Raw genomic sequence first — 20,019 nt, 5'->3', positions numbered from 1 at the left:
GGAGGCCGGCAATGTCTAGTCAAACCCTCGGCGCAACCGCCGCCGCCAACGCCGCCCGGCGTGGCAGCGCCACTTCGCGCCGCGTGCTGATCACCCTGGCCTGGATCGTCTTCGCGCTGTTCCTGGCGCTGCCGCTGGTGATCGTGGTGTCGCAGGCGCTGAAGAACGGCTTCGGCACGTTCTTCGAAGCGATCTTCGAGCCCGACGCGCTGTCCGCCCTCAAGCTCACGCTGCTGGCGGTGGCCATCTCGGTACCACTGAACCTGGTGTTCGGGGTGTCCGCTGCCTGGTGCGTGAGCAAGTACACCTTCCGTGGCAAGAGCGTGCTGGTCACCTTGATCGACCTGCCGTTCTCGGTGTCGCCGGTGATCGCCGGCCTGGTCTACGTGCTGATGTTCGGCGCCCAAGGCCTGTTCGGGCCGTGGCTGCAGGACCACGATATCCAGATCGTCTTCGCCCTGCCGGGCATCGTCCTGGCGACCATCTTCGTCACCGTGCCGTTCGTCGCCCGTGAACTGATTCCGCTGATGCAGGAGCAGGGCACCCAGGAAGAGGAGGCCGCGCGCCTGCTGGGCGCCAACGGCTGGCAGATGTTCTGGCATGTCACGCTGCCGAACATCAAGTGGGGCCTGATCTACGGCGTGGTGCTGTGCACCGCCCGGGCCATGGGCGAGTTCGGCGCAGTGTCGGTGGTGTCCGGCCATATCCGCGGCGTCACCAACACCTTGCCGCTGCACGTGGAGATCCTCTACAACGAGTACAACCACGTCGCGGCCTTCAGCGTGGCCAGCCTGCTGCTGATCCTGGCGCTCTTCATCCTGCTGCTCAAGCAGTGGAGCGAGAACCGTATTAACCGCCTGCGCCACAGCGCCGCGGAGGAATGATTCATGTCGATCGAAGTTCGTAACGTCAGCAAGCGCTTCAACAGCTTCCAGGCCCTGGACAACATCAACCTGGATATCCACAGCGGCGAGCTGGTGGCGCTGCTGGGCCCGTCCGGCTGCGGCAAGACCACCCTGCTGCGCATCATCGCCGGCCTCGAGACGCCGGATAACGGCAGCATCGTGTTCCATGGCGAGGACGTGTCCGGCCACGACGTGCGTGATCGCAACGTCGGTTTCGTGTTCCAGCACTACGCGCTGTTCCGCCATATGAGCGTGTTCGACAACGTCGCCTTCGGCCTGCGCATGAAGCCCAAGGGCGAGCGCCCGAGCGAGAGCAAGATCGCCGAGAAGGTCCATGAGCTGCTGAACATGGTGCAGCTTGACTGGCTGTCCGACCGCTACCCCGAGCAGCTGTCCGGTGGCCAGCGCCAGCGTATCGCCCTGGCCCGTGCCCTGGCGGTGGAGCCCAAGGTATTGCTGCTCGACGAGCCATTCGGGGCGCTGGATGCCAAGGTGCGCAAGGAGCTGCGCCGCTGGCTGGCGCGCCTGCACGAGGACATCAACCTGACCTCGGTGTTCGTCACCCACGACCAGGAAGAGGCCATGGAAGTCGCCGACCGTATCGTGGTGATGAACAAGGGCGTGATCGAGCAGATCGGCTCCCCGGGTGAGGTGTACGAGAAGCCGGCCAACGACTTCGTCTACCACTTCCTTGGCGACTCCAACCGTCTGGCTTTGAGCGAGGGCCATCATGTGCTGTTCCGGCCGCACGAAGTGTCGCTGTCTCGGCATGAGACCGAGGGGCACCATGCCGCCGAGGTGCGCGATATCCGGCCGCTGGGTGCAACCACGCGAGTGACGCTGAAGGTGGAAGGGCAGAGCGAGCTGATCGAAGCCGAGGTGGTCAAGGATCACGACAGCCTGGCCGGGCTGGCGCGGGGGGAAACGTTGTTCTTCCGGCCGAAGGTGTGGCAGAAGGTGACGGATATCTGAGCTGGCGCTTGCGATGAAAAACCCGGGCATGGTCCCGGGTTTTTTATTGCCTGAGCGTGATCGAGGGCGAAGCCCTCGCAGCGAACCGATGCCTTGAACGAATATTTTGAATGCCGATAAAGCATCGTTCGCGAGCTGTTTTGCTGCAGGCCAAGAACGACGCGGGCTGTGGGCAATCCATCAAAATAAATATTCCATAAATATCTAACTTTACGTTTAAACATTACTTTATGAACTAAGCATCTGGCACTGATGATTCAGCCACACACCTGAATCAACACCCCAGGAGCCTCAAGCAATGGGTAATGTCCAGACCTCCGCCCGGGCCTACGACCAGCCTTGGCGCCCCGCGCCAGGGGAGCTCGTCGAGCTTGGCCGCACCCTGCGCTTGCCGCTCGCGCAACTGCGCCTGCAACGCACGCCGGTCAGCGGCTTGAAGCGTCGCGACAAGCTGGCGTTGGGCCTGCTGGTGCTGGTGCTGCATGGCGCGGTGGCGTACTGGGTCAGCCACCAGCCGACCCCCGAGCTGCCGGTCATCCCGCCGAAGATTCCGCCCATGACCATCGAGTTCGCCGCGCCAGCGCCACCGGTGGCCGAGCCGCCGCCGCCGGCCCCTGTGGTCCAGCCGCCGCCACCGGTGGTCGACGAACTGGCCGCCAAGCCTGCGCCCAAGCCGGTCCCCAAACCCAAGCCGCTACCCAAGCCCGTGGCCAAGCCGCAGCCCAAGCCAGTCGAGGCGCCACCGCCGACACCGGTCGCCGCGCCAGCACCCCCGGCGCCGGCACCTGCTCCACCCGCGCCGGCTCCGGTGACCCCTGCCTCGGCCAACGCCGCGTACCTGAAGAACCCGGCGCCGGAGTATCCGCAGATGGCCCAGCGCCGTGGCTGGGAAGGCACGGTGCTGCTGCGCGTGGAGGTGCTGCCCAGTGGCAAGCCGGGGCAGATCCAGATCCAGAAGAGCAGTGGCCGCGACGCCTTGGACGCCGCCGCGCTGGCCGCGGTGAAGCACTGGAGCTTCGTCCCGGCCAAGCAGGGCGACGTGGCCCAGGTGGGCTGGGTCAGCGTACCGATCGATTTCAAGCTTCGTTAACTTGCGACCGCATACAGGAAGGACTTCATCATGAGCTTGTTGGCATCTCCCCTCGAATCCGTTGAAAGCGCGGTCATCTGGCTGCTGGTCGGCTTCTCCGTCGCCACCTGGGCGCTGGCCCTGGTCAAGGTCGTGCAGTTCGTGCGCCTGAAAAACCAGGACAAACGCTTCCACCAGCAGTTCTGGGCCGCGTCCAGCCTCGACTCCGCCGCCGAGCCCGCCCACGACCTGCCAGGACCGGCCGCCCGTGTCGCCCAGGCGGGCTTTGCAGCGATCGCGGTTGGCGAGCCTGGCCAGGCCAGTGACCTCAGCCAGGCGATCAACCACCAGGATCGCCTGGAGCGCGCCCTGCGCCAGCAGATCGTCCGCGAGCGCCGTTCGCTGGAGACCGGCCTGGCCGTGGTCGCCAGTATCGGCAGCACCTCGCCGTTCATCGGCCTGTTCGGCACCGTGTGGGGCATCATGGAAGCCCTCAAGGGCATCAGCGCGGCGGGCTCGGCGAGCCTGGAAACCGTGGCCGGCCCGATCGGCGCGGCGCTGGTCGCCACCGGCGTGGGTATCGCCGTCGCGGTGCCGGCGGTGCTGGTCTACAACTACTTCCTCCGTCGCCTGAAGCTGACCGCGGCCGACCTCGACGACTTCGCCCACGACTTCTACAGCCTGGCGCAGAAGAGTGCCTTCCGCGTGCTGGTGCACCCCGCGGTGCAGCGCCAGCACACCGGCTTCACCCAACCTGTGAAGGAGGCCTCCTGACATGGCCTTCTCGACCCAGGACAGCGATGAAGTGTTGAGTGAAATCAACGTCACGCCGCTGGTGGACGTCATGCTGGTGCTGCTGGTGGTGTTCATCGTCACCGCGCCGTTGCTGACCAATGCCATCCCGATCAACCTGCCCAAGACCGAGGCCGTCGCCCCGGTGGAGCAGAAGGACCCGCTGGTGGTGAGCATCGACGGCAGCGGCAAGCTGTTCATCAACAAGGACGAGATCCAGCCGGACTTGCTGGAGACCAACCTAAAGGCTGCCAAGGACAAGGACGCCGAGCTGCGTGTGCAGTTGCAGGCCGACGATGGTGTGAACTACGGCGAGGTCGCCCGCGCGATGGCGGCGATCGAGCGTGCCGGGATCAGCAAGCTGGCGGTGATCACCGCGCGCTGACCGACGATACCCTCTTCAGGCAAGTGCTTCGGGGCCATTTTCCTTGGCAGGGGATGGCCCTTTTTTATTGGAGACGCGGATTTGAAGCCTTTCGCGATCCCTGTAGGCGCAGGGCTTAACAGTGCAAGACAGTTGCTTTAAAAGAATTTTGGTTATTAATAAATAGCTTCTTATTCCTTTACGAACATAGCCCCCTCCCTATACTTGCACCCAAGCACGCAAACTTCCGGAGGCGTCCCCATGCGCAATGAGTCGATTCGTTACCTGATTGTGCCGGGCTGGCAAGGATCGCCAGACAACCATTGGCAAAGTCACTGGCAGCGCAGCCTGCCCAACAGCGCCCGGGTCGAGCAGCACGACTGGCTGACCCCGCAGCGGCGCGATTGGGTGCAGGCCCTGGAGCAGGCGATTGCCGCCGAACGCTCGCCGGTGATTCTCATCGCCCACAGCCTGGGCTGCATCACGGTCGCCCATTGGGCAGCCCAGGCCAGCCCCGAGCTGCTGTGCCGAGTACGTGGCGCACTGCTGGTGGCGCCGGCGGATGTCGAGCGGCCGACCTGCGCGCCGGCCCTGCGCAATTTCGCGCCGATTCCACTGCAGGCCCTGCCGTTCCCCAGCCAGGTGGTCAGCTCCGACAACGACCCGGCGGTGAGTGTGCCGCGCGCGTTGTACCTGGCCCAGGCCTGGAGTGCCGAGGCTGGGCTGCTGGCTGATGCCGGGCACATCAACGTCAAGTCCGGCCATGAACGCTGGGAACAGGGCTTCGCCTACCTCTACCGCCTGCAGGCCCGTGTCGATCAGCGCGCGCTGCGCCGCGCCTGATCCGCCGGTTTTTTCGAACGAGTCGAATCCCCGGTCGCGTGCGACCGGGGCGGGAGTATTCCATGACGTTTCACACTGCTTTCGGCCAGCCGTTGCTGACCTTCCCCGAATTGGACAAGAGCCCGTTGAGCATTCGCGCCAAGGCGCTGGTGTTCGTCGATCCTCGCTCCCAGGCGTTGCGCCAGGCCCTGGAGCGGCTGGCGCCACAACCCTTGCCCGTGCTGATCCGTGGCGAGACCGGCACCGGCAAGGAATTGCTGGCCCGGCAGATCCACCGCGCCAGTGACCGCAGCGGGTTGTTCGTGTCGGTCAACTGCGCGGCCATCAGCCCGACCTACGCCGATGCCGAGCTGTTCGGCTACAGTGCCGCGACCCAGGGCGGCACCGCCAGCAGTCGAGCCGGCTGGTTCGGCTCGGCCAATGGCGGAACGCTGTACCTGGACGAGATTGCCGACCTGCCCCTGGCGATCCAGGGCAAGCTGCTGGCGGCCCTGGAGAACCGCGAGGTAACCCGGGTCGGCGCCACCCAGCCGCAGGCGGTCGATGTGCGGCTGGTGGCCGCTTCCAGCATCGACCTGGCCCAGGCCGTGCGCGCCGGGCGCTTCAACGAACGGCTTTACCATTACCTGCATGAGGGTGAACTCGAGCTGCCGGCATTGCGCGATCGGGTCGGCGACATCCTGCCGCTGGCCGAGTATTTCGTCGGTATCTACAGCGTGCGCCTGGATCGGCCGCTGCCCCTGATCAGCGAGGCGGCCCAGCAGGCGCTGGAGGCCCATGCCTGGCCGGGCAATACCCGTGAGCTGGAGAACATCATCCACTTTGCCCTGCTGGTCAGCGACGGCGAGGAAATCCTCCCGGCGCACCTCGACCTTCCGGATACCGCACCCTTGGCCAGCCTGGCCCGTCAGCTCGCGCAACTGGGTGCCAGTCGGGAGCCGCAAACCGTGGCCGAACTGCGCGGGTTGCTGAACACCGCCTTGGCGCAGTTGGGCGAAGCCGCGCCGTAGAGCAGTGCGTGGCCGCTCATAAACAAAGGCGGTGATGGCGATTTGTTTTTGGAATAAGCAGCTAATCAAAAGATATTGTTACGGAATAAAAAATCTCGGTATTGTCCGTTGCACGCCCACCCGAACGGATGGGCACCCGACTCGCCATCTGCGATGGCCCAGCTTTAGAACAAGGATCACCATGAAAAAGACCCTGCTGACCACCGCCCTGGCCGCCGCCCTTTCGTTTGCTGGCCTGGCCAATGCCGCCGAGAAACTGGTGGTCGCCGCCACGCCTGTGCCGCATGCCGAAATCCTCGAACTGATCAAGCCGACCCTGGCCAAAGAGGGCGTGGACCTGGAAATCAAGGTCTTCACCGACTACGTCCAGCCCAACGTGCAGGTCGACCAGAAGCGCCTGGACGCCAACTACTTCCAGACCCTGCCGTACCTGAAGAACTTCAACGAAGGCAAGGGCACCCACCTGGAAACCGTGATCGGCGTGCACGTCGAGCCGTTCGGTGGCTATTCGAAGAAGGTCAAGAGCCTGAGTGAGCTGAAGGACGGCGCCACCGTCGCCATTCCCAACGAAGGCAGCAACAGCGGCCGCGCCCTGCTGCTGCTGCAGAAAGCTGGCCTGATCACCCTGAAGGATCCGAAGAACGCCCTGGCCACGCCGAAAGACATCGCCGAGAACCCGAAGAAGCTGAAGTTCAAGGAGCTCGAGTCGGCCATGCTGCCGCGTGTGCTCGACCAGGTCGACCTGGACATGATCAACACCAACTACGCGCTGGAAGCCGGCCTGAACCCGGCCAAGGATGCGCTGGTGATCGAAGGCAGCGACTCGCCTTACGTTAACTTCCTGGTCGCCCGTCCGGACAACAAGGACAGCGAGGCCATCCAGAAACTGGCCAAGGCGCTGACCAGCCCGGAGGTGAAGGCGTTCATCGAGAAGAAATACAGCGGTGCCGTACTGCCGGCGTTCTGATACGCGATCTGGTACGAAAAACGCCGACGCATTTTGCGTCGGCGTTTTTGTTTGGGCTGGCTTGGAGAGGGGCTAGCTCGCCGTGGCGTTTCAGCGCTGACTGGCCAGCGCCCGGCGCAGCGCCAGGAGCCACAGCAATTGTTCATTCGAAGCAGGCAAGCAGGGGCTGTTCATCGTTGTCTTCCTTGTTGAATGTGATGGGCCGTGCAAGTCACAGTTTGAAACCCCTTGGAGGGGAAAATGCTCGGAAAGATCCGTGTGGGATGAAGGAAATTTCTGAGCACCATGGGGCGGTGATATAGATATGCAATAAAGGTATTTATAAAAATATTTTTATACCTTTAGAGTCTAGGGATCGTGCTTACCGGCACAGCGCCACCATTCGTGAAACGACGCCGAGCCACCCTCGTGCCGACCCTGGACCTGCCCCATGCCGTACCTTCGTGACCCCGTGTCGAGGCCCTTTCCATGAGCTTCGACACCGCTTTCATGCTTAGCACACTGCCGGCCTTCTTCAAGGCCGTTGGCGTGACCCTGCAAGTCGGGGCGATCGCCATCGTCACCTCGATGCTGGTGGCGCTGCTCAACGCGACGCTCCTGGTGTTGCGCACGCCGTACCTGTGGCGCCTGGTCAAGGGCTACGTAGAACTGGCCCGCAACACACCGCTGCTGATCCAGCTGTTCTTCGTCTACTTCGCCTTGCCGAGCCTGGGGCTGAAGGTGTCCGGCTTCGCCGCCGCGATCATCACCCTGACGTTCATGGGCGGCGCCTATCTCACCGAGGTGCTGCGCGCCGGGGTAGAAGCCGTGCCGCGGGCGCAACTGGAGTCCGGGCGCTCCATCGGGCTCTCCGAGGGCCAGCTGCTGCGCCATGTGATCCTGCCCCAGGCTGGCATCCTCAGCCTGCCGGCACTGTTCGCCAACTTCGTGTTCCTGCTCAAGGAGACCACCGTGGTGTCGGCGGTGGCGGTGCCGGAGATCCTCTACACCACCAAGAACTACATCGCCCTGTACTACAAGACCTACGAAATGCTCGCCGTGCTGACCCTGCTCTGCGTGCTGATCTTCCTGCCGCTGTCGCTGCTGCTGCGCTACCTGGAACGGAGGCTGCAACATGGCCAGTTCGGGCATTGAGCTGCTGCTGGTTTCGCTGCCGCAACTGGCCACGGGCGCCGGGCAGACCCTGGCGATCTCGGCCCTGGGCATTCTGTTCGCCACCCTCGGCGGTGTGCTCTACGGCGTGCTGGCGACCCTCGGCAAGCGCTGGCTGAACATCCTGCTGCAGGTGTACCTGGAACTGTTCAGGGCGATTCCAGTGCTGGTCTGGCTGTACCTGGTGTTCTTCGGCTTGCCGATCTTCTTCGGCCTGAGCATTCCCAGTTTCTGGTGCGCGGTGCTGGTGCTGGGCCTGTGGGGCGCCAGCGAGGTCGGCGAGGTGGTGCGCGGCGCCTTGCAGTCGCTGCCACGCGGGCAGCGCGAGGCGGGGTTGTCGATCGGCCTGAGCGGCTGGCAGCTGTATGGCTACGTGCTGCTGCCCCAGGCGCTCAAGCGCATGACCCCGCCGATCATCAACCTCTACACGCGGATCATCAAGACCAGCTCGCTGGCGGTGCTGATCGGCGTGGTTGAAGTGATCAAGGCGGGGCAGCAGATCATCGAACGCACCTACGAGTCGGTGCTGATCTACGGCGCGCTGTTCCTGTTCTTCTTTCTTGTCTGCTACCCGCTGTCGGCCGCCTCCCGCGTGCTGGAGCGGCGCTGGGCCCCTGCATGAATCCATTGATCGAATTCCAAGGCTTCAACAAGTTCTTCGGCGAGCACCAGGTGCTCGCGGACATCGACCTCAAGGTCCCGGCCGGCGAGGTGGTGGTGATCCTTGGCCCCAGCGGCTGCGGCAAGAGCACCCTGCTGCGTTGCCTCAACGGGCTGGAGGAGGCCCAGGGCGGCAGCCTGCGGCTAGACGGCCAAGAGCTGCTCGGCCCCGACACCGACTGGCGCCAGGTACGCCAGCGGGTCGGCATGGTGTTCCAGAGCTACCACCTGTTCGGTCACATGAGCGTGCTCGACAACCTGCTGCTGGGCCCGCTGAAGGTGCAGAAGCGCGAACGCCGCGAGGCCCAGGCCCAGGCCGAGGTGCTGCTGGCCCGGGTCGGGCTGCTGGACAAGCGCGACGCCTTCCCCCGCCAGCTCTCCGGTGGCCAGCAGCAACGCATCGCCATCGTCCGTTCGCTGTGCATGAACCCCCAGGTGATGCTGTTCGACGAGGTCACCGCCGCCCTCGACCCGGAGATGGTCAAGGAGGTGCTGCAGGTGATCCAGGGCCTGGCCCGCGAAGGCATGACCCTGCTCATCGTCACCCACGAAATGGCCTTCGCTCGCGCGGTGGCCGACCGCATCGTGTTCATGGAGGCCGGCAGGATCCTTGAACAGAACCACCCCGAGCGCTTCTTCACCCAACCGCAGACCGCACGCGCGCAGCAGTTCCTGGAGAAATTCTCGTTCGTCGAAAGCCTGCCCAAGACACTGCACAAGGAACTGTCATGAAGACTGCCCCGTTCGCCAAACTGCTCGCTCCACTGCTTGGCCTGGCCCTGCTGGCCGGCTGCAACAAGTCCGAAGACCCGGCCAAGCCTGCTGCTGCCTCGCCGGCCTCCAGCTACCTGGAAACCATCAAGGCCCGCGACAAGCTGATCGTCGGTGTGTTCACCGACAAGCCACCGTTCGGCTTCGTCGATGAAAGCGGCCGCTACGTGGGCTTCGACACCGACATCGGCCGTCGCTTCGCCAAGGACCTGCTGGGCGATGAAAGCAAGGTCGAGTTCGTCGCCGTCGAGCCTGCCAGCCGCATTCCGTTCCTGCAGAGCGACAAGGTCGACCTGATCCTCGCCAACATGACCGTCACCCCCGAGCGCAAGGAAGCGGTGGACTTCACCAACCCCAACCTGCGCGTGGCGGTGCAGGCCATCGTCGCCGATGGCAGCCCGGTGCAGAAACTCGACGACCTGGCCGACAAGACCATCATCGTCACCACCGGCACCACCGCCGATATCTGGCTGACCAAGAATCACCCGGACTGGAAGCTGCTGAAGTTCGAGAAGAACACCGAGTCGCTGGCTGCCCTGGCCAATGGCCGTGGCGATGCCTATGCCCAGGACAACCTGATCCTGTTCAGCTGGGCCAAGCAGAACCCGGGCTATCGCGTGCTGCCGCAGCTGCTGGGCGACGAGGCGCCGATTGCGCCGGCGGTGAAGAAGGGCAACACCGAGTTGCGCGACTGGGTGAACAGCGAGCTGGCCAAGCTGGGCGAGGAGAAGTTCCTGCTCAAGCTGTACGACCAGTACGTGCGCAAGGAACTGAGCGACGACACCAAGCCTGAGAGCGTGATCGTCGAGGGCGGCAAGTGGCAGGGTTGATTACCTGAACGGGGCCGCACAGCGGCCCCCTCCGGTCTCAGCGATTTCGCGGCAACCAGTTCAACAGGAAATCATTCACCACCTGCGGATTCTCCAGGCTGGAGATATGCCCGGCGAATGGAATCTGTGCCGCCAAGCATCCAATCAGCTGCGCCATCTCCGCTGACTCTGTCGGTGGCCTTGGAATGTCCTGGTCGCCACAGAGCACGATGGTTCGCTCTCCTGGCAGCTCACCCAGTCGCGCCAGCAGGTCTGGCCGGCCGAAGATCACCCGGCCCATCGGATCGAGGCTGTCCCGGATGGTTTCGGCGCTGCTTGCCTTGAGGTCCGCACGGAAGCATTCGCGCACCTCGGGCACCGTCTGGCCACCGGCATGGAAGAAGATCGGCACCACAACGTCCAGCAACGGGTCTATGAAGGCTCCCGCTTTGCTTGCCGCATCCAGCAAACCGAAATACTTCAGCCGCGTCGGCTCAGGCTCGGCGCCCAGGTAGGTGTCCATCAGCACCAGGCGGTCGACGCGTTCAGGGTGGTCAACGGCCAGCTGCGCGCCCCACATGCCGCCAACCGACAGCCCGACCAGGTGGCACTTCTGGATATCCAGGGCATCGAGCAATGCCAGGTGCTGTCGAGCCAGGGCAGCCATGTCGACGGTACTGGCGGGCGGAGCGGCGGAATCGCCGTGCCCCCACAGCTCAGGCACGATGACCCGGAAGTGCCGTGACAGGGCGTCGATCTGCGGTTGCCACATGGCGGACGACCACAGGTAGCTGTGTCCCAGCAGCACTGGGAAGCCCTGGCCCTGGTCGACATAGCTCATGCGTGCTCCGTCTATCTCGATGAAGCGTTTGTGCATTGCGTGACCTCATGGATTGCGAGAGGGCCGCTGTGTGGCCCCGGTTTCTATCTGGGCACCAGCCGCAACGTGCTCTGCGCCGGAATCACCCCCATCCGCGCCTTGTGATAGCGCCCCTCGATATAGTCCTCGGCCTGATCGCCGTAATGCCGGTCGAACGGCACGCCACTCTGCCCGACGGGGTTGATGGTCAGCGCGGCGCCTGCGTCGGCGAAGTCGATCAACCGGCGGGTTGAAGGACCATAGGTCACCGGCCAGGGCGCCGGGCCGATCTTCGCCGACAGGTTGTTCGGCACCTCGTGGGTGCCGGGCGCGGCGAACGGGCCGACATTGAACAGCAGGTTGAGCGGCTTCTTCACCCCCAGTGGATGGTTGTGGGTGAGGGTGTGGGCCTTGCCCCATTGCCAACTGGCCGGATCCTTGCCGAATGTCTCGCGCAGGTGCTTGAGGCTGCGTTGCCAGGCCTGGCGCACGATGGCGTCACGGTCTGTGCGTTCACTGGCGCCGCGCTGGCTCCACCAGGGCGATGTCGGGTCCGCGGCCAGGCGGGGCAGAGCGGCGTCGATGGCGCGGGTGCTGATCAGCACCGGGAACCAGGTGTCGCCCAGCTCGTCGTGCAGGGCGGCGAACGCCAGTTCGTAGAGGAACTGGTTGAACAGCGTGGCACTGATGGAGTCCAGCGGATAGTCGCCGCGCCAGGCGGCCAGTTGCTCGACCAGCTCCTTCTCCTCGTCGCCCTGGGCGATATTGCGCAAGGTGCCGAGCAGCGGCGCCAGGGTGCGCGGGCCGTAGTCGGTGCTGGTGTCCAGTTGCAGGGCCTGGCTGTTCTGGGTGTCCCACTTGATGTCCGGGTCGCTCAACTGGCGATCGAGCTGACGACCGCGATCGGCCAGGTTGTAGTAGCCGGGCACGGGAATTGCGCCGGGCGGCTGGTAGTTGGCCGAGACGATGTAGCCGCTCGCCGGGTTCTCCTGCTGCGGATTGGCGCTGAACGGGTAGAAGCCCGGCTTGGCGGCCTGCCCGCTGGCACCATCGAGAATGAACGCCGGGTTGACGCCGTCCGGGCGGATCGGCAGGCGCGCCGCCGCCCACCAGCCGATATCGCCCTGGGCATTGGCCCATACCAGGTTCAGCCCCGGCGCCTGAACCTTGGCGGCCGCCTCGCGCATCTTGCCCAGGGTGTCGGCGCGGTTGATCTGGTAGAAGCCCTCGAGTATCGGGTTCTCTGTTTCCAGGAACGCCCACCACATGGCGATGGGCGTCGGGCCTGCGGTATCGCCGAGCACGCTGTTGACGATCGGGCCATGGGGCGAGCGGTGCAGGGTGATGCTGGCAGGTTCCGCGCCCTTGACCGCGATCTTCTGTTCGATCTTTTCCAGTGGCTGCCAGCGGCCATCGACCATCACCTGCTCGGGGTCCTGTGGGTTGGTCCGCTCCGCGATCAGGTCAACGTCGTCGTTCTGGAACATGGTCAGGCTCCAGCCGAAGTCGCGGTTGTGGCCGAGCAGGGCGAACGGGTTGAGCGCCTGGAAGTAGCCATACAGGTTGAACCCCGGCGCCGACAGCTCCGCCTCGTACCAGATTGCCGGCACGGCGAAGCTGATGTGCGGGTCGCCCGCCAGCAGCGGCCGGCCACTGCGGGTGCGGCTGCCAGCCACGGCCCAGGCGTTGCTGCCTTCGAACTGCGGGATGCCGGCATCGCCCAGGGCATCGTGACTCAGTCGCGCCAGCTGCTCCAGGCTGCGCCAGTCGGCGGCGGCCAGAGGGGTGGCCACGGCGCCGTCGGGCTGCCAGTCGAGGTCGAAAATCTTCAGGTATTCGGGGCCGAGCTGGTCGCGGATGTAGGTCAGCGCGGGGTCGGTACGGAATGCCGCGGCGAAGCTGTAGGCGAGGTAACCGGCGATGCTCAGGGTGTCCTCGGCGGTGAAGGGGCGTGGCGGGATGCCGAGCAGGTCGAACTCCATGGGTTTGGGATGGCCGGCCTGCCACTGGTTGATGCCGTCCAGGTAAGCCTGCAGCGCCTGCCAGGCCGGCGACTGGCGGTCCTGGCGCTGCGCCATCAAGGCCGCCTGGTCGCGGATGCGCAGGCTGCGGAACAGGGTGTCGGTGGGCAGCAGCTTGTCGCCCAGCACCTCGGCCAGCTCGCCACGGGCCAGGCGGCGCATGATCTCCATCTGGAACAGACGGTCCTGGGCGTGCACGTAGCCCAGGGCACGGTACAGGTCCTGCTCGTTCTGCGCCTGCAGGTGCGGCACGCCGCGGGCATCGAAACGCACGCTGACCGGCGCCTGCAATCCGCCGACGGCTACCTCGCCGTCACGTTGCGGCTGCTTGCCGCGCACGTACCAGTAACCGGTGCCTGCGGCGGCCACTGCGATCACCACCGCCAGCAAGGTCAGGCTGCGCTTCATCGAGACTCCTTGTGCACTCGAACGAGAAAATATGGTCCGATCATCGGCGGATTCGCGAACTGAGCATAGTCCCCTGGAAGGAGTTTCCATGTCCCTCAGCGAAAAACAGAAAATGCTGGCAGGCCAGCTCTACCATGCCGGCTGTCCCGAGCTACAAGCCGAACAGGCGGCCAACCGCCACTGGATGCACCGCTACAACAACAGTGTCGATCAGCCCAACGAGGCGCGTCATGGCCTGTTGGAGGAGCATTTCGGCAGTGTGGGCAGCGGCGTGGTGATCCGCCCGCCATTCCATTGCGACTACGGCTACAACATCAGTGTGGGCACCAACACCTTCATGAACTTCAACTGCGTGATTCTCGACGTGCTTCCTGTGCGGATCGGTGCCGATTGCCAGATCGCCCCGGCGGTACAGATCTACACCGCCGACCACCCGCTGGACCCGGCGCTGCGCCGCAGTGGCCTGGAAAGCGGGCGCCCGGTGATCATTGGCGACAATGTCTGGATCGGCGGCGGGGCGATCATCCTGCCGGGGGTGACCATTGGTGATAACGCCGTGGTCGGCGCCGGCAGCGTGGTGACCCGGGATGTGCCGGCGGGGGCGGTGGTGGTAGGCAATCCGGCGCGGGTGCGTCAGCCGGTCCAAGGGCAATAGCAGCCGACGGCCAGGGTATTGGATGCCTGCACCCGGCGGCCTTCATTCAGCGCCGTGAGGATCGGTTCGATGAAGCTGTTGTTGGAGTTGCACACCGCCCCTTCGCTGTAGGGGCCGAAGTAGGCGAGGTTGCCGTCGTGGTCCCAGATCGCCACGGCGGGACTTGCGGGCAGGTGCTCGCTGCCGGGCAGGCTGGCCAGGGGCTTCAGCGCTCCCAGGTTGGCCGGCAGTCGGCCGTGGCTGCCAGGTTTTTGCACGACATGGAAGCTGACCCCGAGCGGCGCGAAGCGCTCGAACAGCTCGCCCAGGTGCTGCTGGTTGCCGACGTTGCAGGGGCAGGCCGGGTCCCAGAAGTGCACCACGCGGATCGGGCCCGGACCTGCCAGTTCGGGGGGCAGGCGCAGCTGGCTGCCGTCGAAGAAGGTGGTCTGGTTGTCGAAGGTGCGCAGGTAGCGGGACTGGAAGCTGTCGTAGGCCCACCAGAGGGTGGTGGCGCAGAGCAGCAGTGCAAGTAATGTGATAAATCGCTTCGCCATGGGGGCCTTGGCACGAGGTCGCATTGTTCATCGGAGGAGGGGCCAAGCTTGCCATGGCGCGGCGCAGAGCTGAATATCGCAGATCAATACTTGCTTCACACTGGATGTACCGATGCCCGCCAGCTTCAATCCCGACCAGCTGCGTACCAGCCTGTCGCCCCTTGCTGATCGCCAGCCGTTGTCCGCCCAGGGCCAGGCCTACCAGCGCTTCTACGGCCTGGATCTGCCCGCGCGCAGTTGGCTGGGTGGCTTCCAGGTGGCGGGCTTCGATCTGGTCGGACAGCTCTGGCTGCCGGAGCAACCGGTGGCGACGGTGTTCCTGCTGCACGGCTATTACGACCACATGGGCCTGTACCGGCATGTGATCGCGTGGGCATTGGGCCAGGGCTACGCAGTGATCGGCTGCGACCTGCCCGGTCATGGCCTGTCCAGCGGCGAGCGGGCCAGCATCGATGACTTCGGCATCTACCAGCAGGTGCTCGATGCACTGTTCGAACAGGCCCGCCTGCTGGAACTGCCGCGACCCTGGCATCTATGCGGACAGAGCACCGGCGGGGCAATCGTGGTCGATCACCTGCTGCACCAGGGTGAACGCAGCCCGGCCGACGGCCAGGTGATCCTGCTGGCGCCCCTGGTGCGCCCACGTGCCTGGCACTGGTCGAAACTGAGCTATCGGGTGCTGCGCCACTTCGTCAGCGGCATCGAGCGGCGCTTCAGTGAGAACACCAACGACCCGGCCTTCCTGCCCTTCCTCGAGGCCGACCCGCTGCAGCCACGGCGCCTGCCGACTGCCTGGGTGGGGGCGTTGATGAAGTGGGTCCGGCGTATCGAAGCCGCGCCGCGCAGCACGCGCCAGCCCCTGATCGTGCAGGGCGAGGCGGACGGCACGGTGGACTGGCCCTACAACCTCAAGGTGCTCAAGGCCAAGTTCGCCGAACCGCAGATCCTCATGCTGCCCAAGGCGCGGCATCACTTGGCCAACGAGCTGCCCGGCATTCGCCAGCGCTACTTCGACTTCATCGGCCAGCGCCTGGGCTGATCACTTCAGCTCGGCGGCATTCTGGCCCACGGCCAGGGCGGCGCGTACCGCTGCCACCGCCGCCTTGTAGTAGGCCTGGCCGTCGGCGGATTCGGCGAAGGTGGCGAATTCCTCCAGCTCGGCGTCCGACAGGTCGCGATAGACGTACAGCAGGGTATTGTTGAGGTCTTCGCCGACCTGGTTCATCAAGCGTTGGCGCTGGCCATCGAGCAGGTTCTGCGCCTGGCCGCCACCGAACAGGCCGGGCAGCATCGAGCTCAGGCTGTCGGCCGCCACGCCGGCGATCGCCAGGCTGACCTCGGCGCCGGCTTCGCGGGCCGGCAGGGCCTGGGCCAGGTGGCCGACGATCAGCAGGCGGTTGTCGCTGGCCTGGACCTTGGGCAGGCCCTTGGCATTCTTGGCCAGCTGGTCCTTGCGCGTGGCCAGCAGCTCGGCGGCCACCACCTTGCGCCCCAGCGGTGACTGGAAGAACGCCAGGGCCGGCGAGGGATTCGCCAGGTTGGCGCGCAGCTGCGCCTGGGCCCGGCGGTCCATGGCCTGGGCCTGGAAGCGCTGGTTGCTGTTGTTGACCAGCGCCTGGTAGACGGCAGGCGGCAGGCTGTTGCGGTAGCGCTGCTGGGCAGCGCTCACGGCATCGTTGAAATGGACGCGCTGGTCGGGCCAGCCGGCGGCCTTGTACAACTGTTCGAGGCTGTCCGCCCAGACAGGCATGGTGCAGATCATCAGCAGAAGCAGGGAAAACAGACGGCGCATTCAGGACTCCTGTCGGCAGGCCGCTATTGTCCTAGGCGTGGCGGGGCTTTGTCGAGTCGCCAGCGGCGCTTCCTGACCAAGTGGCGCTGTGCGAGCGATTGGCGAATGGCTATGATGCGCCATGCACACGCCTTTCGAACATCCGCTGCTGTCGACGATCGTCGACGACCTGGCCACCCGTGGCTGGTCGCAGCAACCTCTCTTCCTGCCCGACGCGCTGTCGCGCGCGCTGGCGGCCGAATGCCGTCGCCGTCACGCCGAGGGCGAACTCAACCCGGCCAGCGTCGGTCGCGGCGCCGCGCAGGAGATCCGCGAGGCGATCCGTGGCGACCAGATCCAGTGGCTCGACCCCGGCGAGTCGGAGGTCTGCGACCGCTACCTGGGCGCGATGGACAGCCTGCGCCAGGCCATCAACCAGGGTTTGTTCCTGGGGCTTGAGGACTTCGAGTGCCATTTTGCGCTGTATCCCCCGGGGGCTTTCTACAAGCGCCATCTCGACCGCTTCCGTGACGACGACCGGCGCATGGTATCGGCCGTGTTCTACCTCAATGAAGGTTGGCAACCGGAGGATGGCGGGCAGTTGCGGATGTTCCTGCAGGACGGTGTCGAGCACGACGTGCAGCCGGTGGCGGGCAGCCTGGTGGTGTTCCTGTCGGGTGAAGTGCCGCACGAAGTGCTCCCGGCCGGGCGTGAGCGCCTGTCGTTGACCGGCTGGTTCCGGCGCCGTGGCAATGACCCGTTCTGAGCGGCCGAAAGTACTGGTCAGTGCCTGCCTGCTGGGCCAGCCAGTGCGCTATGACGGGCGTGCCAGTGGTCATCCCGACGTCGTGCAGCGCTGGCAGGCCGAAGGCCGGGTGGTGCCGCTGTGCCCGGAGGTGGCCGGTGGCCTGCCGACGCCGCGACCGCCTGCGGAAATTCCGGGCGGGCAGGGCGTTCAGGTCCTGGATGGGCAGGCGCGGGTAGTGACGGTGTCCGGCGACGATGTCAGCGAGGCGTTTCTGGCCGGGGCCAGACGGGCGCTGGAGTTGGTGCGTCGGCATGGCATCCGTGTGGCGGTGCTTAAGTCCGGCAGCCCGTCGTGTGGCAAGCTGCAGACCTATGACGGCAGCTTCAGCGGAGTGAAGGTGGCTGGGGAAGGGGTGACCGCGGCCTTGCTGCGTCGCGAAGGGGTGCTCGTGTTCAGCGAGCTGGAGCTGGAAGACGCGCAGCGAGCGTTGGCCAAGGTCTGATCGCCGGGCAAGCCCGCTCCCACGCAATGGTGACCATGACGGCAGCGTGGGAGCGGGCTTGCCCCGCGATGCGGTGTTACTGTCCGGTGGTCGCCTGCTTGGTGCCCTTGAACCATTTGCTTTCCAGGTCGGCCAGACGGCCATCATCCTCGATCCGCTGCAGGGCATTGTTCACAGCCGTCTCGAAAGCTGGATTGCCCTTCTGGTACGGGATCACCAATTTCTGGCCGGCCAGGGCCCGAATGGCGTCGAGCTTGTCGCTCAGTTCGGCATCTTGCTGGTTGAAGGTCATGTCGAATTTGCCGCTCTCCACCCCAGGCAGCACCTCTTCGGCGGGCGTCTCGACGAACTCGGCCCGCACATCCAGCTCCTTGGCCAGGGCCTGCCCCAACTCGATCTCGAAGCCGGTCAGGTGTTCGTTCTCCTTGAACGCATAGGGCGGCGCGTCGCCAAGCACGGCGATGCGCAGTTCGCCACGGTCGTTGATTTCGTCGATCAGTTCGGCCTGGGCCAATGGGCTGAACAGTGCCGCCAGCAGAATGCCAATGGTCAAACGCATGAGTGCCCCTTTCTTGTTCGGCAGATGAAGTGCATTCGCCGTGGCTTTCTCGTCTGCCCCGGTCTAACGCAGCCTAAGACCTCCAGGTCGCGGCAAGGTTTTCTTCGGCCCTGAAATATTTCTGTCCCTGTTTTTGAACCTCTCCCGGTCGCGTTGGACTATGGTGAAGTACCGCCACACTGCCTTTAAGTGATAGCGGTCAATTGAAGTGAATCACAGGAGAAGTGAATGAAAAGCCTATTTTCGCGTGCTGCCGTCGCCGGTCTGCTGATGGGGGCGTCGGTGTTCGCCAGTGCCGCGGATGCCCTGAAGAGCGAGCAGCCACCGGAAGGCGCCAAGGTCTTCATCGTTTCCCCCGCCGACGGGGCCACGGTCGACAAGACCTTCACCGTCAAGTTCGGCATCGAAGGCATGGACCTCAAGCCCGCGGGCGACCAGACCCCGCACTCTGGCCATCACCACCTGCTGGTGGATGTGGACAAGGCGCCCCTGGCCGACCAGCCGCTGCCCACGAGCCTGATGCCCGAGAACAACGCGCCGCTGCCGGCAGGCCCGCAGGTGCTGCACTTCGGCAAGGCGCAGACCGAGGCAACCATCACCCTCACGCCGGGCAAGCACACCCTGCAGCTGGTGCTGGGCGACAAGTACCACGTGCCGTTCAAGCCAAGCGTCGAGTCGCAGAAGATCACCGTCAACGTGAAGTGACCCGCCGCGCCATCGCCGGCCGGCCAGCTTGCCGGCGATGAGCGCATTGCAGACGGGCAAGCGTTTCAGAATTGCGAGCCAACCACTTCCTGCGCCACGCCCAGAAAAGCCGCCGGCAATCGCGCCTGACGCCGCTCCTTCAGGCAGTACAGGTACTCGTGCATCACCGGCGCCTCCTCCAGCGCCAGCACCCGTAGCTCCGGGTTATGCGGCACCTCGTGGCGGGCAATGATGCTGATGCCGATGTTGCGCAGCACCGCCTCGCGAATCGACTCGCGGCTGCCGATCTCCAGCAAGGCCCCGGCCTTCACATTGGCTTCTTGCATCATCTGCTCGGTCAGTTTGCGGGTGGTCGAGCCTTGCTCGCGCATCAGCAGGCAATGCCCGGCCACCACGTCGATGGACACCGCCTGACGCTGGGCCAGCGGATGATTGCGGTGTACCGCCAGCACCAGCGGATCGGTGCCCAGCACCCGGCGCACCAGGCGCGCATCTTCCAGCAGTTGCGAGGACGCGGCGATATCCACCCGGTAATCCTCGAGCATCTCCAGCACCAGCTGCGAGTTGCCGATTTCCACCGCCACTTCCACTTGGGGCAGGCGCTCGCGGAAGATCTTCACCAGGTCGAGAATGTAGTAGGGCGCCGTGGCGGCGATGCGCAGGCTGCCCTGGGCCTGGCCACTGTTGCGCAGCTCGAACTCGATGTCGGCCTCCTGCTGCAGCAGTGCCTTGACCATCGGCAGCAGGCGCACGCCTTCCTCGCTCAGCACCAGGCGCCGACCACCGCGGTAGAACAGCTCGACGTTGTACTGGCCTTCGAGATTGCGGATCTGCGTGGTCACCGTCGGCTGGCTGAGCCCGAGCTTCTTTGCCGCCAGGGTGATGCTGCCCAGGCGGGCCACCATGTAGAAGGCTTTGAGTTCGGCGCTCAGCATTGTGGA

General features: G+C 65.0%; 23 protein-coding genes. 17 read left to right on the top strand and 6 right to left on the bottom strand.

The window, feature by feature from the left end; genetic code table 11:
* Window positions 1–11 precede the first annotated feature (11 nt).
* The 12 genes from cysW (at window position 12) to AC25M7_RS01450 (ending at window position 10,335) form a co-directional block, all read left to right on the top strand.
* Entirely contained in the window at window positions 12–884 is an 873-nt protein-coding gene (cysW, locus tag AC25M7_RS01505) for a sulfate ABC transporter permease subunit CysW (protein WP_062359848.1), read from the top strand.
* 3 nt (window positions 885–887) lie between these two features.
* Window positions 888–1,877 carry a sulfate/molybdate ABC transporter ATP-binding protein gene (locus AC25M7_RS01500; protein WP_062359846.1) on the top strand — a complete coding sequence of 330 codons (990 nt, stop codon included), beginning with the start codon at window positions 888–890 and terminating at the stop codon, window positions 1,875–1,877.
* Window positions 1,878–2,175: 298 nt separating this feature from the next.
* Window positions 2,176–2,967: an energy transducer TonB gene (locus AC25M7_RS01495; RefSeq protein WP_486970653.1), complete on the top strand. Its 792-nt coding sequence runs from the start codon at window positions 2,176–2,178 to the stop codon at window positions 2,965–2,967.
* 30 nt (window positions 2,968–2,997) lie between these two features.
* Complete coding sequence (locus tag AC25M7_RS01490; RefSeq protein ID WP_028688527.1) at window positions 2,998–3,720, top strand: MotA/TolQ/ExbB proton channel family protein; 723 nt, start codon at window positions 2,998–3,000, stop codon at window positions 3,718–3,720.
* Window position 3,721: 1 nt separating this feature from the next.
* Complete coding sequence (locus AC25M7_RS01485; RefSeq protein WP_028688526.1) at window positions 3,722–4,123, top strand: ExbD/TolR family protein; 402 nt, start codon at window positions 3,722–3,724, stop codon at window positions 4,121–4,123.
* A gap of 240 nt (window positions 4,124–4,363) precedes the next feature.
* Complete coding sequence (locus tag AC25M7_RS01480) at window positions 4,364–4,945, top strand: alpha/beta hydrolase (RefSeq protein ID WP_028688525.1); 582 nt, start codon at window positions 4,364–4,366, stop codon at window positions 4,943–4,945.
* 62 nt (window positions 4,946–5,007) lie between these two features.
* On the top strand, window positions 5,008–5,955 hold the full coding sequence (locus tag AC25M7_RS01475) for a sigma 54-interacting transcriptional regulator (RefSeq protein ID WP_062359839.1): 948 nt from the start codon (window positions 5,008–5,010) through the stop codon (window positions 5,953–5,955).
* Between the two features lie 181 nt (window positions 5,956–6,136).
* A complete protein-coding gene (locus tag AC25M7_RS01470; protein WP_028688523.1) occupies window positions 6,137–6,922 on the top strand; it encodes a MetQ/NlpA family ABC transporter substrate-binding protein in 786 nt (261 codons plus the stop codon).
* A gap of 468 nt (window positions 6,923–7,390) precedes the next feature.
* Window positions 7,391–8,056 (top strand): amino acid ABC transporter permease, encoded by a 666-nt coding sequence (locus tag AC25M7_RS01465; protein ID WP_069015892.1) that lies wholly within the window; start codon window positions 7,391–7,393, stop codon window positions 8,054–8,056.
* Complete coding sequence (locus AC25M7_RS01460; RefSeq protein ID WP_486970652.1) at window positions 8,037–8,696, top strand: amino acid ABC transporter permease; 660 nt, start codon at window positions 8,037–8,039, stop codon at window positions 8,694–8,696. Before AC25M7_RS01465 ends, AC25M7_RS01460 begins: the two co-directional genes overlap by 20 nt.
* Complete coding sequence (locus AC25M7_RS01455; RefSeq protein WP_247283881.1) at window positions 8,693–9,466, top strand: amino acid ABC transporter ATP-binding protein; 774 nt, start codon at window positions 8,693–8,695, stop codon at window positions 9,464–9,466. The genes AC25M7_RS01460 and AC25M7_RS01455 overlap by 4 nt, the downstream gene beginning before the upstream one ends.
* Complete coding sequence (locus AC25M7_RS01450) at window positions 9,463–10,335, top strand: transporter substrate-binding domain-containing protein (protein ID WP_028688519.1); 873 nt, start codon at window positions 9,463–9,465, stop codon at window positions 10,333–10,335. The genes AC25M7_RS01455 and AC25M7_RS01450 overlap by 4 nt, the downstream gene beginning before the upstream one ends.
* A 37-nt stretch (window positions 10,336–10,372) precedes the next feature.
* Here the strand turns inward: AC25M7_RS01450 and AC25M7_RS01445 are convergent, their stop codons facing one another.
* Together AC25M7_RS01445 and AC25M7_RS01440 are read right to left on the bottom strand one after the other, a co-directional pair.
* Window positions 10,373–11,191 (bottom strand): alpha/beta fold hydrolase, encoded by an 819-nt coding sequence (locus AC25M7_RS01445; protein ID WP_028688518.1) that lies wholly within the window; start codon window positions 11,189–11,191, stop codon window positions 10,373–10,375.
* Window positions 11,192–11,238: 47 nt separating this feature from the next.
* On the bottom strand, window positions 11,239–13,602 hold the full coding sequence (locus AC25M7_RS01440; protein ID WP_486970651.1) for a penicillin acylase family protein: 2,364 nt from the start codon (window positions 13,600–13,602) through the stop codon (window positions 11,239–11,241).
* 88 nt (window positions 13,603–13,690) lie between these two features.
* Here AC25M7_RS01440 and AC25M7_RS01435 point away from each other — a divergent pair, with 88 nt between their 5' ends.
* Entirely contained in the window at window positions 13,691–14,257 is a 567-nt protein-coding gene (locus AC25M7_RS01435) for a sugar O-acetyltransferase (RefSeq protein WP_062359830.1), read from the top strand.
* Here AC25M7_RS01435 and AC25M7_RS01430 read toward each other — a convergent pair.
* Window positions 14,236–14,817, bottom strand: coding sequence for a DUF6436 domain-containing protein (locus AC25M7_RS01430; protein WP_062359827.1), 582 nt, complete (start codon window positions 14,815–14,817; stop codon window positions 14,236–14,238). The two genes, AC25M7_RS01435 and AC25M7_RS01430, sit on opposite strands and share 22 nt — an antisense overlap.
* A gap of 88 nt (window positions 14,818–14,905) precedes the next feature.
* On the opposite strand from AC25M7_RS01430, the gene bipL reads away from it, so the two are divergent.
* Window positions 14,906–15,832: a phospholipase BipL gene (bipL, locus tag AC25M7_RS01425; protein WP_028688512.1), complete on the top strand. Its 927-nt coding sequence runs from the start codon at window positions 14,906–14,908 to the stop codon at window positions 15,830–15,832.
* On the opposite strand, the gene AC25M7_RS01420 is transcribed toward bipL, so the two are convergent.
* Window positions 15,833–16,585 carry a DUF2059 domain-containing protein gene (locus tag AC25M7_RS01420; RefSeq protein ID WP_028688511.1) on the bottom strand — a complete coding sequence of 251 codons (753 nt, stop codon included), beginning with the start codon at window positions 16,583–16,585 and terminating at the stop codon, window positions 15,833–15,835.
* Window positions 16,586–16,706: 121 nt separating this feature from the next.
* On the opposite strand from AC25M7_RS01420, the gene AC25M7_RS01415 reads away from it, so the two are divergent.
* Window positions 16,707–17,330, top strand: a complete 624-nt coding sequence (locus AC25M7_RS01415) for a 2OG-Fe(II) oxygenase (protein ID WP_028688510.1) — start codon at window positions 16,707–16,709, stop codon at window positions 17,328–17,330.
* Window positions 17,317–17,814: a 2-thiouracil desulfurase family protein gene (locus AC25M7_RS01410; protein ID WP_486970650.1), complete on the top strand. Its 498-nt coding sequence runs from the start codon at window positions 17,317–17,319 to the stop codon at window positions 17,812–17,814. The genes AC25M7_RS01415 and AC25M7_RS01410 overlap by 14 nt, the downstream gene beginning before the upstream one ends.
* 76 nt (window positions 17,815–17,890) lie before the next feature.
* Here AC25M7_RS01410 and AC25M7_RS01405 read toward each other — a convergent pair whose 3' ends face one another.
* The gene (locus tag AC25M7_RS01405; RefSeq protein WP_069015887.1) at window positions 17,891–18,373 is read right to left on the bottom strand and encodes a transporter substrate-binding domain-containing protein; all 483 of its coding nucleotides are present in this window, start codon (window positions 18,371–18,373) and stop codon (window positions 17,891–17,893) included.
* A 228-nt stretch (window positions 18,374–18,601) separates the two neighbouring features.
* On the opposite strand from AC25M7_RS01405, the gene AC25M7_RS01400 reads away from it, so the two are divergent.
* The gene (locus AC25M7_RS01400; protein WP_062359824.1) at window positions 18,602–19,078 is read left to right on the top strand and encodes a DUF4399 domain-containing protein; all 477 of its coding nucleotides are present in this window, start codon (window positions 18,602–18,604) and stop codon (window positions 19,076–19,078) included.
* A gap of 65 nt (window positions 19,079–19,143) precedes the next feature.
* Here the strand turns inward: AC25M7_RS01400 and AC25M7_RS01395 are convergent, their stop codons facing one another.
* Window positions 19,144–20,013, bottom strand: coding sequence for a LysR family transcriptional regulator (locus tag AC25M7_RS01395; protein WP_028688506.1), 870 nt, complete (start codon window positions 20,011–20,013; stop codon window positions 19,144–19,146).
* Window positions 20,014–20,019 lie beyond the last annotated feature (6 nt).

The organism is Pseudomonas sp. P106(2024), from assembly GCF_057480815.1.
Note: the sequence above shows the minus strand (reverse complement) of the source record. Positions and strands in the feature narration are given on the sequence as shown.

Bases quoted from the DNA above. Each gene is read 5' to 3' on its own strand.
- AC25M7_RS01395 (WP_028688506.1), bottom strand. From the start codon at position 20,013: ATGCTGAGCGCCGAACTCAAAGCCTTCTACATGGTGGCCCGCCTGGGC.
- AC25M7_RS01445 (WP_028688518.1), bottom strand. From the start codon at position 11,191: ATGCACAAACGCTTCATCGAGATAGACGGAGCACGCATGAGCTATGTC.
- AC25M7_RS01490 (WP_028688527.1), top strand. From the start codon at position 2,998: ATGAGCTTGTTGGCATCTCCCCTCGAATCCGTTGAAAGCGCGGTCATC.
- AC25M7_RS01500 (WP_062359846.1), top strand. From the start codon at position 888: ATGTCGATCGAAGTTCGTAACGTCAGCAAGCGCTTCAACAGCTTCCAG.
- AC25M7_RS01440 (WP_486970651.1), bottom strand. From the start codon at position 13,602: ATGAAGCGCAGCCTGACCTTGCTGGCGGTGGTGATCGCAGTGGCCGCC.
- AC25M7_RS01400 (WP_062359824.1), top strand. From the start codon at position 18,602: ATGAAAAGCCTATTTTCGCGTGCTGCCGTCGCCGGTCTGCTGATGGGG.
- AC25M7_RS01485 (WP_028688526.1), top strand. From the start codon at position 3,722: ATGGCCTTCTCGACCCAGGACAGCGATGAAGTGTTGAGTGAAATCAAC.
- AC25M7_RS01470 (WP_028688523.1), top strand. From the start codon at position 6,137: ATGAAAAAGACCCTGCTGACCACCGCCCTGGCCGCCGCCCTTTCGTTT.
- AC25M7_RS01465 (WP_069015892.1), top strand. From the start codon at position 7,391: ATGAGCTTCGACACCGCTTTCATGCTTAGCACACTGCCGGCCTTCTTC.
- AC25M7_RS01495 (WP_486970653.1), top strand. From the start codon at position 2,176: ATGGGTAATGTCCAGACCTCCGCCCGGGCCTACGACCAGCCTTGGCGC.
- AC25M7_RS01475 (WP_062359839.1), top strand. From the start codon at position 5,008: ATGACGTTTCACACTGCTTTCGGCCAGCCGTTGCTGACCTTCCCCGAA.
- bipL (WP_028688512.1), top strand. From the start codon at position 14,906: ATGCCCGCCAGCTTCAATCCCGACCAGCTGCGTACCAGCCTGTCGCCC.
- AC25M7_RS01455 (WP_247283881.1), top strand. From the start codon at position 8,693: ATGAATCCATTGATCGAATTCCAAGGCTTCAACAAGTTCTTCGGCGAG.
- AC25M7_RS01410 (WP_486970650.1), top strand. From the start codon at position 17,317: ATGACCCGTTCTGAGCGGCCGAAAGTACTGGTCAGTGCCTGCCTGCTG.
- AC25M7_RS01420 (WP_028688511.1), bottom strand. From the start codon at position 16,585: ATGCGCCGTCTGTTTTCCCTGCTTCTGCTGATGATCTGCACCATGCCT.
- AC25M7_RS01450 (WP_028688519.1), top strand. From the start codon at position 9,463: ATGAAGACTGCCCCGTTCGCCAAACTGCTCGCTCCACTGCTTGGCCTG.
- AC25M7_RS01435 (WP_062359830.1), top strand. From the start codon at position 13,691: ATGTCCCTCAGCGAAAAACAGAAAATGCTGGCAGGCCAGCTCTACCAT.
- AC25M7_RS01415 (WP_028688510.1), top strand. From the start codon at position 16,707: ATGCACACGCCTTTCGAACATCCGCTGCTGTCGACGATCGTCGACGAC.
- cysW (WP_062359848.1), top strand. From the start codon at position 12: ATGTCTAGTCAAACCCTCGGCGCAACCGCCGCCGCCAACGCCGCCCGG.
- AC25M7_RS01405 (WP_069015887.1), bottom strand. From the start codon at position 18,373: ATGCGTTTGACCATTGGCATTCTGCTGGCGGCACTGTTCAGCCCATTG.
- AC25M7_RS01430 (WP_062359827.1), bottom strand. From the start codon at position 14,817: ATGCGACCTCGTGCCAAGGCCCCCATGGCGAAGCGATTTATCACATTA.
- AC25M7_RS01480 (WP_028688525.1), top strand. From the start codon at position 4,364: ATGCGCAATGAGTCGATTCGTTACCTGATTGTGCCGGGCTGGCAAGGA.
- AC25M7_RS01460 (WP_486970652.1), top strand. From the start codon at position 8,037: ATGGCCAGTTCGGGCATTGAGCTGCTGCTGGTTTCGCTGCCGCAACTG.